Source organism: Haloarcula mannanilytica (genome assembly GCF_005406125.1).
Classification (GTDB): domain Archaea; phylum Halobacteriota; class Halobacteria; order Halobacteriales; family Haloarculaceae; genus Haloarcula; species Haloarcula mannanilytica.
The window spans coordinates 214,234-229,852 of the sequence record NZ_BIXZ01000004.1 but is presented as its reverse complement, the minus strand read 5'-3'; the positions used below and the strand labels follow the sequence as shown (position 1 = coordinate 229,852).

The window sequence follows — 15,619 nt, the reverse complement described above, 5'->3', positions numbered from 1 at the left end:
CCTCTTAAATGGCGTGACTGTGCCGGTTCCGAAACCGTACTCATCGGGGTAACGGTTAATCCCGACACGGCCCTTCGGTGGATATGGACATCGTCGACGCGCTGGACGCACGGCGAGGGACGACCTGTTTCGTCGGCGCTGGGGGCAAGAAAACGACGATGGCAACGCTCGCCGGTCACCTTGACCACGCGGTCGTCACCGCGACAGTCAGGATTCCGATTTTCGACGGCTGGGTTGACGAGGTTGTGGTGACAGAAAACCCGCGGGCAGCCATCGAAGGTGGGTCCGCGTGGCCGCTTGGCGTCGTTCCGGCACAGGAGCGACCGGACCGCTACCGCGGGTACGATCCGGAGACCGTCGCCGAGCTAGCCGACATCGACCACCCGATTCTGGTGAAAGCCGACGGCGCGCGGATGCGTGAGTTCAAAGCGCCGAGCGACCGCGAGCCACAGCTACCCTCGACGGCATCCACGGTGGTTCCCATCGCCAGTGCCCACGTCGTCGGCGAGCCGCTGACCGAGGAGATCGTTCACCGAGTCGACGAAGTGGCCGCGATAACCGGCCTCAACCCCGACGACGAGATTCGGCCGGAAGATGTCGCGGCGGTCCTCGCCAGCGACCGCGGCGGGCTGAAAGATGTGCCCGGCGACGCAACCGCGATTCCGCTGCTCAACATGGTTGACGACGCCGACCTCGAAGCGAGTGCGCGGGCGGTCGCCGAGGCGATACACGACCGGGCCGATGTCCCGCGCGTAGTGCTCGCGGAGATGCGGGCCGACGACCCGCTGGTCGCTGTCGTCTGAGAGCGGACCGACACCAGCTGTGCTCGCTCAGAACCGTTCGACCGCCGCCTCGAACTCTTCGCGGGTATTGAGATTGTCAAAGGTCTTCATCGTGGTGTGTTCGAGGACTTCCTCGCGCTCCACAACCACGTAATCGAGGTCGAAGATGGGTTCGACGACCTTGTGCTCGCCGCGGTCCAGCGCTCGCCGACAGGCCGCCCGCATTGCCCCGGCGTGGTACACCGCCTGGGTCGTCTGGAACCACTCGTCCGGGCGCGGGACTGCGGCCTCGTGCGACGCCGCCCGCTCGAACAGATACTCGACGAACCCCGGGTCCACGAAGGGCATGTCACAGGCCACCACGGCGGCGTACTCACTGTCGACGGCTCCCAGTCCGGTCGCGATGCCGGCCATCGGCCCCTGGTCGGGGTCCTCGTCCAGTGCGAACGTCGGGTCGAGCGCGTGGCCCGACAGCGCCGCGTCGATGGCCTCGACCTGGTCCTCGCGGCAGTTCACGACGAGTTCGTTGACGACCTGGCCTATGCGGTCGGCGACGCGACGGATCATCGGCGTCCCGGCGAGGTCGGCCACGGCCTTGTCGCTGTCCCCGAACCGCGTCGACCGGCCGCCCGCGACGATAACTCCTGCGCGCATACCCCGGCTTCTCGTGTCTGGCAGAAAGGTGCTTCGTGCATGATTGATGGGGATAATCCTTTAGTCGACCGACGGCGGAGTGGGTGGTGATGACAGTAGCCAATCGGGACCGGATACTGCGCGTCGACCTGTCGTCGGCGTCGGTCGAGAGCCGTCCGGTCCCGGGGCAGTGGCGTCAGCGGTTCGTGGGCGGCAAGGGACTCGGCGCTCGGTACCTGTACGACGAACTCGACGCTGGAACCGACCCGCTGGGTCCCGAGAACGTCCTGCTGTTCATGCTCGGGCCGGTCTCCGGACTCCTGCCCGGCGAGACGCGCTACGCCGCGGTCACGAAGTCGCCGCTGACCGGCGGCTTCCTCGATTCCTACGCGGGCGGGACGTTCCCGGACACGCTGGCCGGCGCGCTGCAGGACCACATCGGAATTCTGGTCACCGGCCGCGCCTCGGAGCCGGTCGAACTCGTCGTCGAGGACGACGGCGCGACGGTCGAACCGACCGAGACGTGGGGGCAGGACACCGCCGAAACCGCGGCGGCGTTTCCCGATGCTTCGGTAGCGTGTATCGGCCCCGCGGGCGAGCAGGGGGTCGCGTTCGCGACTATCGCCTCAGACGGTGGCGAACACCACGCCGGCCGGGGCGGTGCCGGGTCGGTGATGGGTGCAAAGCGGCTGAAAGCCGTCGTCGTCCGCGGCGACCCGCCGACGGACCTCGCGGAGCTGCGGGAACAGTACGCACAGCGGTACCGCGAGGGCGACACCGGCCAGTGGCTCCACGCCAGCGGGACCGTCGAAACGGTCGATTTCGCCAACGAGGTCGGCGCGCTCTCGACGCGGGGCTGGGAAGACGGTCAGTTCGAGGGAGCCGACGGCGTCGGCATAGAGGCCGTCCAAGAACTCGCCGCGGGCCGGGAGTACGACGACGAGGGCAGCCCCGGCGGCTTTCGCGTCGAGACGGAGGACGGCGAAACCATTCCGCGGGGCGCGACGGCGATGAGCCTCGGGGCCGGCCTCGGCATCGACGATTTCGACGCCGTGGCGGCGCTGGGCGAGACGTGCAACCGACTCGGCCTCGACCTCATCAGCGCCGGGAGCGCTGTCGCGTGGGCAATCAAAGCCGGTGACGCCGGCCTACTGGAGGAATCGCTCGATTACGGAAGCCCCGACGACGCGCGGGCGCTGCTGAACGAGATCGTCACGCGGGAGACGACGCTCGGGGACGCCCTGGCCGACGGCGTCGACGCGGCCTCGGCCCGTCTTGGCGGGGACGACCTCCTGCCGACGGTCAAGGCGATGGAACTGCCCGCGTACGACCCCCGCGGAGCGCGGAGCATGGCGCTGGCGTACGCGACCAGCGACCGCGGAGCCTGTCACCGACGCGCCCTCACAATCGAGCGGGAGGCCTTCGACGGCGACTGGAGCCCCGAGCGGGCGGCCGCGGCCGTCATCCGAGAGCAGGACCAGCGCTCGGTGCTGTGGTGTCTTGTCGTCGATGACTTCGTCGGCGACGCCTTCGACGATCTCGGCGCGGAGTGGCTCGACGCCGTCGGTCTAGACACGGACGGCGACCTCGCGACGGTCGGCGAACGGGTGTGGAACCTGACGCGGTTGTTCAACGTCCGCGAAGGCGTATCGCGAGCCGACGACGAACTCCCGGCGAAGCTCCGGGAACCCCTCGATTCGGGGCCGAATGCGGGCGCGGCAATCGACACCGAGTCCTTCGACGCGATGCTCGACGAGTACTACAGCCAGCGGGGCTGGGACGCGGACGGCCGACCCACCCGCGAGACAATCGAACGGCTCGGCCTCGCGGACGCCGTCGACGGGGCGACACGACCAGCGGACACGACACTGGGAGAATGACAGACCAAATCGACCTCGATGAACTCGACGTACAGAACGACGAAGAGACGCCGAACCGGGGCGACTGGTTCTGGAGCGGGGAAGGTGATCCGGAAGATGAGCCGGAGCCCGGGACTGTATCGGTTCGGCCCGACAGCGACGCTGAGGCCGAGAATAACGGGTCGGCTACGGCCACAGGTACGGGTACTGATGGGGATACCGGTATCGCGGAGGATGGACCGGACACTGCCAGCGCGGACCCCAGCGACCAGTCGGTCCCGCACGTTCCCAGAGAGAACAAGGACAAGCCGGTCGGCATCCCGACGGACAGCGGCGGCGCGGGTGGCGCGGCCGCGACCGACACCGACCCGGCCTCGAACGTGGCCGAGGACCCCGCTGCCGGCGAAAAGTCCGTCGAGGCGAGCGGCCCCCACGGCGGCGGCATCGACGATATGACGATGGCGGTGACCTACGACGCGGCCCGGCAGTTCGCCGACCCACAGCGGGTCTTTCAGGAGGCGCGGGCGTGGGCCGACTGGGTCGGTATCGTCGGCGACGTTGATGCCTTCGTCATCAACAAGTTCCAGCGCGACCACGGTATCGACGCCGACTTCTTCAGCGGCGCGGGCCAGGAACCGGCCGAGCGGCTGGCCGACATCGACGAGCACTCGATGTTCTACGCCGAGCGGATGGTGCTGGTCGGCCGCCCCGACGACGAGCCCATCGCCGAACGGACGGGGTGGGAGTTCATTCCGCTCTCGGACGCCGCCGAGAAGGCCGACTGGGAGCTCGCCGAGGAATAACGCCGTATATTTATAACACTTGATAGTCATTGTTATACACGAACGACAATGACACTCCGAACCGCGATCCAACAGTCGAAGATACTCACCTTCGTGGTACTGGGTGCGTTCGTCTGGCTGTTACTGACACTGTTCGAGGTACTGTCGACGATCGACTTCGCGACTGGAACGGGGTCGTTCGTCGGCCAGAACGCGCTAGGTGGTCTCGCCGGAGTGTTCGTATTAGCCATCGTCCTCGGGACGCTCGTGGTCCTGTACTCCGAGATCACGGAAGCGGATCCGGCACCCCAGTCCTGGCCCCCGACCGACGAATGACCTACTACAGTTGCGAGGAATGCGGCCAGATGATCGACCTCTCGGCGTTCGAGGGCCAGCCGCGCCGACAGAACTGTCCGGTGTGTGAGGAGACGACGCTGTGGACGCCCGAGTTCGAAGGCGAGGGGGTGTCGTTTTGACGCTCGCCTTCGAGGTGAGCGACCGCCTGTACGAGGCGGCTCAGGAGTGGGCCGACCGGCGGCTAGAAGACATCGATGAAGCGATGGAGACCAAAGTCGAACAAGCACTGCTGGAGATCGAACACCTCGTCTCGCAGTCCCACGACGTGGAGTTCGAGGTCGACGGCCGCGAGATACGGTACGAACCGACCGAGGAACTGGCTGCGCTGCTCCGCCGACAGGCCGAGGAGAGCGGGATAGACGAGAGCGCGGTCCTGAAAATGCACGTCGACCTCTACGCCAACGCCTTCCTCGATGAGGTCACGGACGAACAGAAACCGCCGGGGACGCCGTCGGAGTGACGGCACCAAAGCTTAAGCCGGAACCACACAAAAGTTGATTTACAATGGCACACGAAGACAGTCACTGGAACCCAAAGGGCGCGACAGAGATGTTCAACGGCTTCGAGGTCTGGGACCATGGCGTCTGGCCGGGTGACGTGAACCAGAACGACACGACGACGGACGACGACGAAGAGTAAGAGCGCAGTCTGTTTCTGCGGACCGAACTCCTGGTTTGGCGAGTGCCCGCTACGTGCTCGGGAACGCCCGCTTGTCCCGCGGTGGGACGTAGAAATTTGCACGCGTTACGACCTCGATAAACTCCAACAGGCCGTTGTTCTGGCGGTCGCGCAGGTCCTCGTGTTCCTCGCGGAGCCACCAGCCGTTCATGGCGTCGCGGGTCGCCTCGAAGTCCCCGAGGTGGGCCTGCAGCGAGAGGAAGTGAATCCCGGCCTGGCCGCCATCGACCGTGTTGAAATCCCGGCGAAGAATGATCGGCTCCCCGTCTTTGCGGGCGCGGGCGACCTTCTCCCAGTGGCCGACCTGTCCGTCCTCGCTTGCGTGTTCGCGGACCATGTCAGCGAAGGGGAGGTCACCCCTATCAATGTCTTCCTGGGAGAACTCTGCCGAGAACATCCGTTGGACGCGCTCGGACTGGGCGAGCTCCCACCAGTTGTCGAAGGACTCGTTCAGCCGCGAGAGGTGCATCGTCGTCCCGCCGGCGTGGGGGCCGTCCGAGATGGTAACGCGGTCCTCGCTGGCCTGTGACCCCGAGCGGCCGGAAAAGAAGCCCGAGAACATCGGGGCCGATTCGGGGATGGTCGAGGGCACGCCCTCGGCGTCGGCGTGGGCCGCGGGCAGTCCCTCGCCGATGAACCCTCCGCGGCGGTCGGCGACAGAGAACACGTTCCCGAGTCGCCCCTGCACGTCCGCGCCCGCGAGCGTCGGCCGCGTGTCGAACATCGCCGATTCGGCGGCCGCGAGCTGAGAGGGAACGTCGCTTGCGAGCACTAGTATCGCGTCGAAGGCCTGCAGGTCGGGGTCGTCCGTCCGGGAGAGAACGCGGGGGCTGCGTATCGGCGACGCGTCGAGCGAGCCGTGCGTGTCGAAGTAGCTCGTCCCCCAACCGAGCATGTGCAGGAGTCCCTCGCTGTTGAACTCGTAGGCGTCTTCGAGCGTTCGCATCGCGAGTTCGACTGTCTCCGCGGCCGAGTCCGACGGCGACACGTCGAGGTCGAGCATGTAGAGCCGGAAGTGACGTGGCAGCAGTTCGTTGTCGGCGTCGTCCCGTCGCAGAGCGTCGTTCCAGGCGTGCTGACGCATCGGTAGTTCGTCGGCTCGTGGGTTGGGGTCGAGGTCACCGGTCGGCGACACCGCCTGTCTGGCCAGCAGGGACGAACAGCCGCTGAGACCCGCAGCCCCGGTAAGCGTGGAGAGTCGGAGCAACAGCCCACGGCGCGAAGTCATGGTATGATATCACAAGGGTAGGGCTACGCAGAGAAAAACTTTGTCTCAGCCGAACAGGTCGCAACGGTTTTTTACCTGTGAGTCCGTAGCAAATTCCATGCTAACTATCCCCATGCATGCGGAATCGGGACTCAACCTCCCGTTTCCACCCGACATGGGCGCGATGGTCCTCGGTGCCGGACTGGTCGTCCTCGCCGTCATCACGTACGACATCTATCAGCAGCACTGGGCCGGGGAGGGGAGTTGATGGCGACTGAGCGATCAAACGCCCGGCTGACCGCCGTGTCCGTTCTCAGGTACCTCCGGATGCTGGTCTACACGCTCGCCACGCTGCTGGCGCTGTCGTTACTTGTCGTCGGGACAATCGGTCTCATCGCCGAACTCAAAGGGAGCTGGCACTGGGAGATCCATCTCCAATCGACTATCAGCTACATCGGCCTGTTCGTGAGCCGCCTGCTGCTCGTCCTCGTCCCGCTGTTCGTTGTCCTCGTCATCGGTCGGCGGGTGGTCCCCGATGCGTGAACGACTGCGCACCAATCCGTTCGGTGTCGTCGCGGCGGCCTCGGTGACGCTGCTGTGCGTGCTGGTCGCGGGCGCGGGAGCCGTCGCGGTCATCGCACGGTCGGTCAACTCTTGGCGGTCGCTCTTTCTCATGGAACAGACGATGGCGCTCCTGCTGCCCGCAGTACAGGTACTGATGGTCGTCGGCCTTGTCGCCAGTGTGGGACTCGTCCTCCGCATCCGGTAGCCGCCTGTTAGCCGATCTGCGCGACGATTTCGTCCTCGAACCGGACCAGTCCCTCACAGACGAGCGCCGCGGCGAGGAACAGCCCGTCGTCGGCTTCCTCGCGCATCTCGTCGGTGAAGTCGACGACCCACTCGCTGAGGTGTTGCTCGATGAACACCCGCTCGTAGCCGACGGTCTCCTCGTCACCCTCGCGCTGGCGCTCGATGAGATACCGAAGGAACGCCATCTCGATAGCGATGAAGTCCTCTTCTTCGGGGTACTCCTCGGGCGGTGCCCATCCCGCCGCGGCGTAGCTGGCCTCGACTTCGGCCAGGCCCTCACCGATGAACTCCGTATCCTCGCGGTAGTTCGTCTCGTGGGGCAACACCGGCGGTCGCGGGCCGACGAGCAGGTCCGTGTACTCCCGTTCGAGGTCGTCCTGTACCGCCGAGACCGGCCGGTCGGCGTTCTCGTCGATCCACGCCTGCAGCATCTCGAAGCCCTCGTCAAGTTGGTCGTTGATGGAGTCTTCGGGCAGTTGAATGTCGCCGGTCAGTAGCCGCTCGACGAACGCCTCCTCGGGCACGTCCCAGAACACGTCGATGACGAAATCCACGAGCTCTAACCGGGCCTCGTAGACGGCCGCGTCGTTCATCGCTTCTCCCCCTGGTCGAACAGCAAGCGACTCCGACAGTCGCTACAGTACTCGAAGACTGAGTGGTCGGCGTCGGGGGCCAGCCCCTCCACCTGATCGCCGACCTCCTCCTCGATTTTGTCGGCTGAGGCGACGCTGGTGAAGGGTTTGCCACAGCGGACGCATTCGAGCATGTCGCCCTCGTGGACCGTCGTCCAGGCCTCGCCGTCGCGGTTCTCGGGGAGCAGGGAGAGGTCCAGCCCGTCGTGCATCGTAATCGCCGTCTCCGGGCAGCCCTCCTCACAGAGGCCGCAGTTCACGCAGTCCGCGTGGTTGAAGGCGAGTTCGCCCTGCCCGGTCCGCTTGATGGCGTCGGTCGGACAGAGGTTCGTACAGGTCGGTGTCAGCGTACACGCGTCGTTGACCGACATGACGCCGAAGTCCTTCAGCCCGCGAATCACCTCGCGCTCGGGCTCGACGTGGTCGAGGATGGTTCGGACGCTCTCCAAGGTCCAGCCGTGGCTGTCGAAATCCGGATTCGGGCGAGGTTCTTCGCGGTCGGTGTCGCTGCGACCGGTCGCCTCGTAGTCGCCGGCCGGAATCGGCGTCTCGTCTAACCCGAACTCGACAAAACCGGACAGCGATTCGACGAAGGCTTCGGGGTTGCCGGCCTCGGGCGCGAAGAAGCCAACGCGGTCGCCAAGGCCCAGATCAGTCGTCGCCTGATTGAGCCGGTCGACGAGGTCCTGTTTGGGGTCCGGGCCGGAGTGGAGACAGGAGCCGCCACAGCCGACGATGGCGACGCCGTCCGCGCCAGCGGCGAGCGCGTGCATGACGTGGGCCTCGCCGACCGTATCCGTGCAGTTGACGTGGACCGGGAGAATCGGCGGGTAGTCGAGGTCGCCCGACTGGACGGCTTTGCGTCCGTGCGCTCGGAGCCGTTCCGCGGCGTACTCCGAGCAGACAAACGCGACGACCTGGGTCTCGATACCCCTGCTGTCGCTCCGCGAGAGCAACCCCCCGTCCGAATCGTCTTCAAGCATCGCCTCGACCTCGCGGGCGAGCCGTCGGTTCGAGGGTTCGCGGAGCTGTGTCGCGCCGGTCGGGCAGGAACTCGTACAGGCACCGCAGTTCTCGCAAGCGGTCTCGTCGAACTCGACGGAGTCGATGGTCGGCCGGTCGACCGCGCCGTGGGGACAGGCGTCCACGCAGGCCGTACACCCCTCCTGGCTGGACGCGCCGGCGGCACAGACATCCATGTCGAGGTCGAGGAACTGCGGTTTCTCGATGCCACCGAGTTGCGATTCGACGGCGGCGATGGTCCCGGCGTCGACCGGCCCGGTGTAGAAACCGAGCCGGCCGCCGCGGGCGTCGTCGCGGCCGCCGGGATAGATGACCTGATCTACCTCGACGGTGCGGGTGACGCCGTCCAGGTCGATAGCATCGGTCGGACACGTGTCCGTCCACTCGCCGTCGGGCGCGTCCGGGTGGATATCAACGGGGAACTCGGTCACCATCCCGTCGGGGCCTTCTCGAACACAGTCCATGCAGTCGATGCAGTCGTCGGTGACGCGGGCCTCCAGCGTGAGTTCGTATTCGCCGTAGGAGCCGTCGATGTCGACGACGCGGCCCCGTTCCATCCGTACGTCGCCCAGGCCCTCTACGTCGGCGAAATCCCGGCCGTCAGCGATGAACGTCACGTCGGCGTCGTCGGTCAGCGACCGGGCCGCACCGGGGTCGCCCACGACGGCAACGCGGTTGCCCGCGTCCTTCGACACCGTCCGTGACGGGGCTTCCTCGCGCAGCCCGGCCTCCTTTGCGTTGATGAGGCGGGCCGTCTTGTCGGTGGCCGCCGCCTCGTCGTGGACCCAGGCGTTGGTTTCCCGGTGGTCGACGAACACCGACGCCTCGGGATGGAGGTCGTGTTCGTCGGCCAGCCCGCGGATGCGGTCCTGACACGACGGGTCCGGCGTCGTGGCGATGACCTGATCGAGGTCGTACTCCTCGATGACCTTTGACATCCCTGCCAGGCCGTCCTGGCAGAGCAGTTCGGAACTGGCCACGACCTCAACGTCGTCAACACCGTCCCGAACCGCTTCGAGGTCGATGTCGCACGATCCACCACAGGAACACACGAAGGCGCCCGTGTTCATTAATCATGCAAAACCCTGTCCCGGTAATAGACCTTGCGGAGCGTTCACACATCTATTCGTGAATACAACCCCAAATTTTTGGCTGGTCGAAAAATTCCCGGACCAATCATGGTAAAATATACCATCTTTTATCATGGATGACTCCGAATGTCAGTTAGGTATCGACAGACAATGACAGACCAAACTGCGTGGCCAACGTGGACAGCACCGGTAATGGGTGGGCACCATTCACCATGAGTACACAACAGGAACCAGTCTCACTGGACCTGGACCGGCGCTCGTTTATGAAAGCGAGCGCACTCGCGGGGGGCGTCGCCCTCGGCGTCAGCGGGGCCGGTCAGGCACTCCAGGAAGGCGGTGAGGAAACGGACGGCACAGACACGGACACCGAACTGACAAAGACGATTTGTAACTACTGTTCGGTGGGCTGTGGCTTCCGCGGCGAGAAGGAAGGCAACTCTTTCGTCGGCATGGAGCCGTGGCATGAACACCCAATAAATGCCGGGTCGCTGTGTTCAAAGGGAGCCGGCATCTACGAGACGGAACACTCCGAGAAGCGCCTGAAGCATCCGATGATACAGGAGGACGGGGAGTGGCGCAAGCTCGGCTGGAACGAGGCCTACGACCGCCTGTCGACCGACATCCAGGCGCTGTGGCCCGACTCCGACGTTTCGCCGGACGACGCCGTCGATGTCGACGAGGAACACAGCCGCGAGAGCGTGATGTTGCTGGGCAGTGCCCACCACTCCAACGAGGAGTCCTACGCCATCCGGAAGCTGGCGGCGTTCATGGGCACGAACAACATCGACCACCAGGCGCGGATTTGCCACTCGACTACGGTGACGGGGCTGGCAAACACCTGGGGCTACGGCGCGATGACAAACACGGTTCAGGACTACCGGAACTTCGACCTGAACATCATCATCGGCCAGAACCCCGCCGAGGCACACCCGATTGCGATGCAGCACATCCTCGAAGGGCAGAAACGCGGCGGGACCATCCTCAATCTGGACCCGCGCTTTACCAAAACGTCGGCTCACGCCGACGAGTTCATGCGGTTCCGTCCGGGAACCGACGTGGCCCTGATGATGGGCATCATCAAGGAACTCCGCGACAAGCACGGGCTCGCGATGGACCCCGACGCGGACGAGAGCGGGCAGAACATGCTCACCGACCGCGTCCAGGGCTGGGAAGATGTCGACGCGGAACTCGACCAGTACGACAAGGAGACCGTCGAGGAGATTACCTGGGTGTCCGCCGAGGACATCGAACGCATCGCCGACATGATCGACGAGGCCCGGCCCCACATCCAGATCGAGTGGGCGATGGGCGGGACCCAGCACAACAACGGGACCCAGAACATCCGCTCGTACGCGATGGCGAGCCTGGCCTCCGGGAGCGCGGCCCGGAGCGGCGGCGGCCTACAGGTCATGCGCGGGCACGCGAACGTCCAGGGGGCGACCGACCTCGCGGTCGCGAGCCACATCCTACCGGGCTACTACGGCCTCACGGCCGGCGGGTGGTCGTGGTGGGCCGAAATCTGGGACCAGACGCCCGAAACCAGCGGCGACACCTCGTTCGCGGACATGTACAATCGGTTCGAGCTGATGCCGCCGGACAAGTACGTCCGCCAGAGCCCGGTGTACGAGGGCAACGAGGACGCGGACTCATTGCCACCGAACTCGGACCACAGTCCGGACAACCCGGCGGAGAACTCGATGATGTTCCAGAACGGGCTCACCGTCGCCCGCTGGTTCGAATCGGCGCTGGGCCAGGAGGACCGCTACCAGGAGACACCGATTTACCAGCCCGACCAGACGAAAATCGCGTTCTTCTGGGGGCACTCGGCGAACTCCATCAGCGAGATGGAGCAGATGAAAGAGGGGATGGAGAACCTCGACCTGCTGGTCGTCATCGACGTGTTCCCCTCGGTCGCCAGCGTCCTCCCCAACTACGAGGAGGGGCCGCCGGTGCTGCTGTTGCCGGCGTCCAGCCAGTACGAGCACCACCGGTCGCTGACGAACACGAACCGGTCGGTGCAGTGGTCCGAACCGGTCCGCTCGCCGGCCCACAACTCCAAACCTGACCTGCAGATCATGCAGGAACTGGCCGGCCACCTCGGTTTCGGCGAGCACTTCGACTGGGGCGCGGGCTCGGAGCTCTACAACGGCAAGTCCTCGTATGAGGGCGTCGTCCGGGAATTCAACCTCGGGACCAACACCATTGGCTACCGACAGACCCCCGAACGGCTCCAGCAGCACCTGGAGTACGACTGGGCGTTCTCCAACGAAGACCTCAAGGGAGCCGAAGGGACGCCCGTCGCGGGCGAGTACTGGATGCTCCCCTGGCCCTGCTGGGGCGAGGACCATCCGGGTACGCCCATCATCTGGAACGACGACATGGACCCCAACAACGGGGGTCAGGACTTCCGGACCCGCTGGGGTGTCTCGGCACCCACGCCCGAGGACTGGGACGGCATGCCGACCGACGACGAGTACCCGATGCAGGAGACACTCGACGCCGTCGGCGACCGGTACGAGAGCCAGGAGGAGGCCCTGGACCTGACGCGTGCGCCGTACAACCCCGAGTGGGCCGACGACGACGACACGGCCGAGGACGGCATGATCCACGGTATCCCGGAGTATCCGGGCTGGAAAGTGACACCGCCACAGAGCCTCATCGACCCCGAACAGGAGGTCCAGCCGGACGAACTGACGATTCCACAGCAGTACGCGCTCGACAATCAGGAGTCGGTCTACACCGCCGCACAGGCGCTGAATAATCCCGACACCGGAAGCCCGGTGTTCGACGAGTACCTCGAAACGATGATCGGCGAGGGGGTCGACCCCGAGTTCTACGAGGAGTACGACTACAGCCAGCCCGACGCGCCGACCGGGCGCGGCCGGGCGCGGGCCGTCGTCTGGAGCTTCCTCGACAAGGTGCCGATTCACCGCGAACCCATCGAGGGGCCGGATACGGAGCTGCTGTCAGAGTGGCCCGCAAACGGCCAGCAGCGGAACTTCTACCGGCTCGACCAGAACAACCTCGTCGAGCAGGAACGGGCGACGGACATCATCCACAACCAGGACGAGGGGCCGGACCTGGATACGATAATGACCAGCGGCCGGCAGGTCGAACACCAGGGCGGCGGAGCGGAGACGCGGAACAACATCCACACCGCCGACCTGCAACCGCATATGTACGCGGAGGTTTCGCCGAACAAGGCCGACGAACTCGGTATCGACGGGGGTGACCTCATCGTCATCTCCTCGACGGACCGTGGCTCCGTACTCGTCAAGGCACGGGTCACGGACCGGCCGAACGACCGCGAGGTGTTCCTCCCCTACCACTGGGGCGGCGTGTTCAAAGGCGAGAGCCTGGAAGACAGCTATCCCGACGGCCACGTCCCCTACGCTATCGGGGACTCGGCCAACGCCATCACATCCCGCGGGTACGATGTGGAGACCCAGATGCAGGAGACGAAGGTGTCGATGGTCGCGGTCAACCCGGCGACGCCGGAGGTCCTGGACCGATACAACATCGACGTGGACCTCGATATCACGTTCCCGCAGGACGAACAGGACATCGGGACACAGAAGGACTTCGATGTCCGCGACAACTCGACGGTACAATAAGGTGAACTAGCATGTCAACAGGTAACGAAGTAATGCACGACGGCGTGATGAGTACCGGCGAGGACGCGCGTATCTTCCCGGATGTCGAAGCGTGCATCGACTGTGGCGGTTGTGTCGTCTCCTGTAAGCGAACGTGGGACGTTCCACGCGACGAACAGCGAATCAGCATCGCGACGATGCTCGAAGGCCAGGAAGCCGCGTCCGGGCTCAACGCCAGCAGCGGCAAGGCGATGGAACAGGGTGAGTCACCCGGCGAGACCGCGGTGCCGATGCAGTGTTATCACTGCTCGAACGCGCCGTGTGTCTCGGTGTGTCCGACCGACTCGCTCATCTCGAAGGAGAACGGGTTCGTCCGTGTTCGTGACGACCTCTGTATCGGCTGTCAGTACTGCCTCTCGGCGTGCCCCTTCGGTGCGCCACAGTTCCCCAACGAGGATGATGGAGTCGCCAACCTGGTCGGTAGCGGTGGCAACATGGACAAGTGTACCATGTGCGAGGAACGCCAGGATGTCGGCAAGGGACCGGCCTGCGCCGAGGAGTGTGCCACCGACGCCATTCTGGTCGGGACGCCCGCCCAGATCTCCGACGAACTGGACAACAGGGACAGCGGCACGTTCTTCAACGACGTGGCCATGGACATCATCTTTGGCGAGGACGCCAGTGAGTTCCAATGACAGACAGGGATGACTTACCGGACGTAAACGGGTACAGTCGCGCCTCAGTGCTCATCAGCGCAGTCGTCGGCCTCGCCGTCGCGGGGCTGTCGCTGTTCTGGGCACAGGGCTTTCGAGTCGGCTACGAGTCGCTGTACCGTGTCAACCCGAGCGTCGAGGGCGGCGGCATCGGCTCGGACTGGGTATTCGGGAACACCATCCCCGCACTCGATTTCCTCATCGCGCTCATCCACGCGGCCGACGTTATCATGGGCGCGTTCATTCTCGTGATGGTGTTCATCCACTGGGCGGCGTTCCAGCGCCTCGCCGGCCAGATGCGTGATCCGGGCGAGGATGTCAGCGAAGCCGTCGCGGCCGACGGCGGCTCGCCGACCGGCGGTGACGGACAGGGCGGTGATAGCGCATGAGCAATCTCGACCACGGGAAGTTCACGCGCGTGACGACCCTGTTCCACTCGCTGCTGGGGCTTGACGTGTTCCTGCTGTTTTTTACCGGCTACGCCATCATGTTCAACGACGAGCTGTGGTGGATGCTGACGCTGATGGGCGGGGCCTCGGGCGTGACGGCGATCCACCGTATCACTGGCATCGGGCTGGTCGCGCTCGTCGTCTTCTGGATTACCCTGCAGTTGATCTCCTCGACCGGCCGGAGCAACTTCTCGAAGATCCTCCCCGCGAAAGACGACATCGACGCCTTCATCCAGGACATCCAGTTCGTGCTGGGGCGGGCCGACGAGCGCCACCCGAGCGCGCGGCAGTTCGCGGGCTACAAGGCCGACGAGGTCCCGCTGCTGTCCTACATCGGCAAGGGCGTCGTGGCGATCTTCTCCATCGAGCTGACCCTGCTTGCGATCTCGGGGCTGCTCATCTGGAGCAAGACCGGACTCGCTGCGATGTTCCAGACCAAGGCGGCCGCGATGGCCTTCGTCACGTTCCACGGCCTGCTGGGCGTGATCATGCTGATGGGGGTCATGTTCCACGTCTTCGAACACGGGATGCACCCCGCCTTCTACCCTGTCGAGACGAAGGCGTTCATCCCCCGCAGCATGGTCCCGGAACACCACAGCGAGGACGACGAGGAACCGGACACCACGGGTATCGAACGACTCTCGCTGTCGCCGTCGTGGCGGTCTGTGTCGACCATCTTCGGTGCGATGACCGTCATCGGCATCGTCTCGGTGCTCATCGGGAGCATCTTCGACGAGGGGTATCCGGTGCCGCGTGAACTGGCAATCGGCGGCGGGCCATCGAGCATCCTGCTGACCATCGGCATCAACCTTGGGATGGTCGTCTTGGGGGTCGGTCTCGTGCTGTCGATGTACGGGAACGTCCTGCGCATCCGCTGGGAACAGCAGTTGGAAGAGGAACGGGAACCGCCGGCCGCGGCCGACGGGGGCGAACCTCAGACCGACGGCGGCCAGCCTGAATCAGACGACACTGAGAACTGAACCGACCGATAACCGTTTTTTCGCCGTGCG

The 15,619-nt window shown here is 65.2% G+C and carries 18 protein-coding genes; 14 read left to right on the top strand and 4 right to left on the bottom strand.

Annotation, left to right across the window (positions count from 1 at the left end; genetic code table 11):
• Positions 1–83 precede the first annotated feature (83 nt).
• Positions 84–803: a selenium cofactor biosynthesis protein YqeC gene (yqeC, locus tag Harman_RS13315; protein WP_137684277.1), complete on the top strand. Its 720-nt coding sequence runs from the start codon at positions 84–86 to the stop codon at positions 801–803.
• A gap of 27 nt (positions 804–830) precedes the next feature.
• On the opposite strand, the gene mobA is transcribed toward yqeC, so the two are convergent.
• Positions 831–1,436 (bottom strand): molybdenum cofactor guanylyltransferase, encoded by a 606-nt coding sequence (mobA, locus tag Harman_RS13310; RefSeq protein WP_137684276.1) that lies wholly within the window; start codon positions 1,434–1,436, stop codon positions 831–833.
• A gap of 86 nt (positions 1,437–1,522) precedes the next feature.
• Here mobA and Harman_RS13305 point away from each other — a divergent pair, with 86 nt between their 5' ends.
• From Harman_RS13305 to Harman_RS21980, 6 genes are read left to right on the top strand one after another with little or no spacing between them, the layout of a single operon-like run.
• Positions 1,523–3,295 carry an aldehyde ferredoxin oxidoreductase family protein gene (locus tag Harman_RS13305; protein WP_137684275.1) on the top strand — a complete coding sequence of 591 codons (1,773 nt, stop codon included), beginning with the start codon at positions 1,523–1,525 and terminating at the stop codon, positions 3,293–3,295.
• Positions 3,292–4,077 carry a DUF7124 domain-containing protein gene (locus Harman_RS13300; RefSeq protein ID WP_137684274.1) on the top strand — a complete coding sequence of 262 codons (786 nt, stop codon included), beginning with the start codon at positions 3,292–3,294 and terminating at the stop codon, positions 4,075–4,077. Before Harman_RS13305 ends, Harman_RS13300 begins: the two co-directional genes overlap by 4 nt.
• A 48-nt stretch (positions 4,078–4,125) precedes the next feature.
• A complete protein-coding gene (locus tag Harman_RS13295; RefSeq protein ID WP_137684273.1) occupies positions 4,126–4,392 on the top strand; it encodes a hypothetical protein in 267 nt (88 codons plus the stop codon).
• A complete protein-coding gene (locus Harman_RS21560; protein WP_004591875.1) occupies positions 4,389–4,532 on the top strand; it encodes a hypothetical protein in 144 nt (47 codons plus the stop codon). Before Harman_RS13295 ends, Harman_RS21560 begins: the two co-directional genes overlap by 4 nt.
• Entirely contained in the window at positions 4,529–4,873 is a 345-nt protein-coding gene (locus tag Harman_RS13290; protein ID WP_200830895.1) for a hypothetical protein, read from the top strand. The genes Harman_RS21560 and Harman_RS13290 overlap by 4 nt, the downstream gene beginning before the upstream one ends.
• A 44-nt stretch (positions 4,874–4,917) precedes the next feature.
• Complete coding sequence (locus tag Harman_RS21980; RefSeq protein ID WP_268812803.1) at positions 4,918–5,052, top strand: hypothetical protein; 135 nt, start codon at positions 4,918–4,920, stop codon at positions 5,050–5,052.
• 49 nt (positions 5,053–5,101) lie between these two features.
• Here the strand turns inward: Harman_RS21980 and Harman_RS13285 are convergent, their stop codons facing one another.
• The gene (locus tag Harman_RS13285) at positions 5,102–6,319 is read right to left on the bottom strand and encodes a DUF7405 family protein (protein WP_137684272.1); all 1,218 of its coding nucleotides are present in this window, start codon (positions 6,317–6,319) and stop codon (positions 5,102–5,104) included.
• A gap of 97 nt (positions 6,320–6,416) precedes the next feature.
• Here Harman_RS13285 and Harman_RS21555 point away from each other — a divergent pair, with 97 nt between their 5' ends.
• The 3 genes from Harman_RS21555 to Harman_RS13275 are packed head-to-tail and all read left to right on the top strand — an operon-like array spanning position 6,417 to position 7,067.
• On the top strand, positions 6,417–6,566 hold the full coding sequence (locus Harman_RS21555) for a hypothetical protein (protein WP_200830894.1): 150 nt from the start codon (positions 6,417–6,419) through the stop codon (positions 6,564–6,566).
• Positions 6,566–6,841: a hypothetical protein gene (locus tag Harman_RS13280; protein ID WP_137684271.1), complete on the top strand. Its 276-nt coding sequence runs from the start codon at positions 6,566–6,568 to the stop codon at positions 6,839–6,841. The genes Harman_RS21555 and Harman_RS13280 overlap by 1 nt, the downstream gene beginning before the upstream one ends.
• Positions 6,834–7,067, top strand: coding sequence for a hypothetical protein (locus tag Harman_RS13275; protein WP_137684270.1), 234 nt, complete (start codon positions 6,834–6,836; stop codon positions 7,065–7,067). The genes Harman_RS13280 and Harman_RS13275 overlap by 8 nt, the downstream gene beginning before the upstream one ends.
• 7 nt (positions 7,068–7,074) lie before the next feature.
• On the opposite strand, the gene Harman_RS13270 is transcribed toward Harman_RS13275, so the two are convergent.
• Positions 7,075–7,701, bottom strand: coding sequence for a TorD/DmsD family molecular chaperone (locus Harman_RS13270; protein WP_137684269.1), 627 nt, complete (start codon positions 7,699–7,701; stop codon positions 7,075–7,077).
• Positions 7,698–9,833, bottom strand: coding sequence for a 4Fe-4S dicluster domain-containing protein (locus Harman_RS13265; RefSeq protein WP_137684268.1), 2,136 nt, complete (start codon positions 9,831–9,833; stop codon positions 7,698–7,700). The genes Harman_RS13270 and Harman_RS13265 overlap by 4 nt, the downstream gene beginning before the upstream one ends.
• Before the next feature lie 233 nt (positions 9,834–10,066).
• Here Harman_RS13265 and Harman_RS13260 point away from each other — a divergent pair, with 233 nt between their 5' ends.
• The 4 genes from Harman_RS13260 to Harman_RS13245 are packed head-to-tail and all read left to right on the top strand — an operon-like array spanning position 10,067 to position 15,589.
• Positions 10,067–13,468, top strand: a complete 3,402-nt coding sequence (locus Harman_RS13260; protein ID WP_137684267.1) for a formate dehydrogenase subunit alpha — start codon at positions 10,067–10,069, stop codon at positions 13,466–13,468.
• Positions 13,469–13,479: 11 nt separating this feature from the next.
• Positions 13,480–14,142 carry a 4Fe-4S dicluster domain-containing protein gene (locus Harman_RS13255; protein ID WP_137684266.1) on the top strand — a complete coding sequence of 221 codons (663 nt, stop codon included), beginning with the start codon at positions 13,480–13,482 and terminating at the stop codon, positions 14,140–14,142.
• Positions 14,139–14,549 carry a hypothetical protein gene (locus Harman_RS13250; protein ID WP_137684265.1) on the top strand — a complete coding sequence of 137 codons (411 nt, stop codon included), beginning with the start codon at positions 14,139–14,141 and terminating at the stop codon, positions 14,547–14,549. The genes Harman_RS13255 and Harman_RS13250 overlap by 4 nt, the downstream gene beginning before the upstream one ends.
• On the top strand, positions 14,546–15,589 hold the full coding sequence (locus Harman_RS13245) for a cytochrome b/b6 domain-containing protein (RefSeq protein WP_137684264.1): 1,044 nt from the start codon (positions 14,546–14,548) through the stop codon (positions 15,587–15,589). Before Harman_RS13250 ends, Harman_RS13245 begins: the two co-directional genes overlap by 4 nt.
• Positions 15,590–15,619 lie beyond the last annotated feature (30 nt).

Excerpts from the sequence above, each read along its gene's own strand:
- Harman_RS13260 (WP_137684267.1), top strand. The coding sequence starts at position 10,067 with ATGAGTACACAACAGGAACCAGTCTCACTGGACCTGGACCGGCGCTCG.
- Harman_RS21555 (WP_200830894.1), top strand. The coding sequence starts at position 6,417 with ATGCTAACTATCCCCATGCATGCGGAATCGGGACTCAACCTCCCGTTT.
- Harman_RS13300 (WP_137684274.1), top strand. The coding sequence starts at position 3,292 with ATGACAGACCAAATCGACCTCGATGAACTCGACGTACAGAACGACGAA.
- Harman_RS13245 (WP_137684264.1), top strand. The coding sequence starts at position 14,546 with ATGAGCAATCTCGACCACGGGAAGTTCACGCGCGTGACGACCCTGTTC.
- Harman_RS13255 (WP_137684266.1), top strand. The coding sequence starts at position 13,480 with ATGTCAACAGGTAACGAAGTAATGCACGACGGCGTGATGAGTACCGGC.
- Harman_RS13285 (WP_137684272.1), bottom strand. The coding sequence starts at position 6,319 with ATGACTTCGCGCCGTGGGCTGTTGCTCCGACTCTCCACGCTTACCGGG.
- Harman_RS21980 (WP_268812803.1), top strand. The coding sequence starts at position 4,918 with ATGGCACACGAAGACAGTCACTGGAACCCAAAGGGCGCGACAGAGATG.
- Harman_RS13275 (WP_137684270.1), top strand. The coding sequence starts at position 6,834 with ATGCGTGAACGACTGCGCACCAATCCGTTCGGTGTCGTCGCGGCGGCC.
- Harman_RS13295 (WP_137684273.1), top strand. The coding sequence starts at position 4,126 with ATGACACTCCGAACCGCGATCCAACAGTCGAAGATACTCACCTTCGTG.
- Harman_RS13265 (WP_137684268.1), bottom strand. The coding sequence starts at position 9,833 with ATGAACACGGGCGCCTTCGTGTGTTCCTGTGGTGGATCGTGCGACATC.
- Harman_RS21560 (WP_004591875.1), top strand. The coding sequence starts at position 4,389 with ATGACCTACTACAGTTGCGAGGAATGCGGCCAGATGATCGACCTCTCG.
- yqeC (WP_137684277.1), top strand. The coding sequence starts at position 84 with ATGGACATCGTCGACGCGCTGGACGCACGGCGAGGGACGACCTGTTTC.
- Harman_RS13280 (WP_137684271.1), top strand. The coding sequence starts at position 6,566 with ATGGCGACTGAGCGATCAAACGCCCGGCTGACCGCCGTGTCCGTTCTC.
- Harman_RS13270 (WP_137684269.1), bottom strand. The coding sequence starts at position 7,701 with ATGAACGACGCGGCCGTCTACGAGGCCCGGTTAGAGCTCGTGGATTTC.
- Harman_RS13250 (WP_137684265.1), top strand. The coding sequence starts at position 14,139 with ATGACAGACAGGGATGACTTACCGGACGTAAACGGGTACAGTCGCGCC.
- mobA (WP_137684276.1), bottom strand. The coding sequence starts at position 1,436 with ATGCGCGCAGGAGTTATCGTCGCGGGCGGCCGGTCGACGCGGTTCGGG.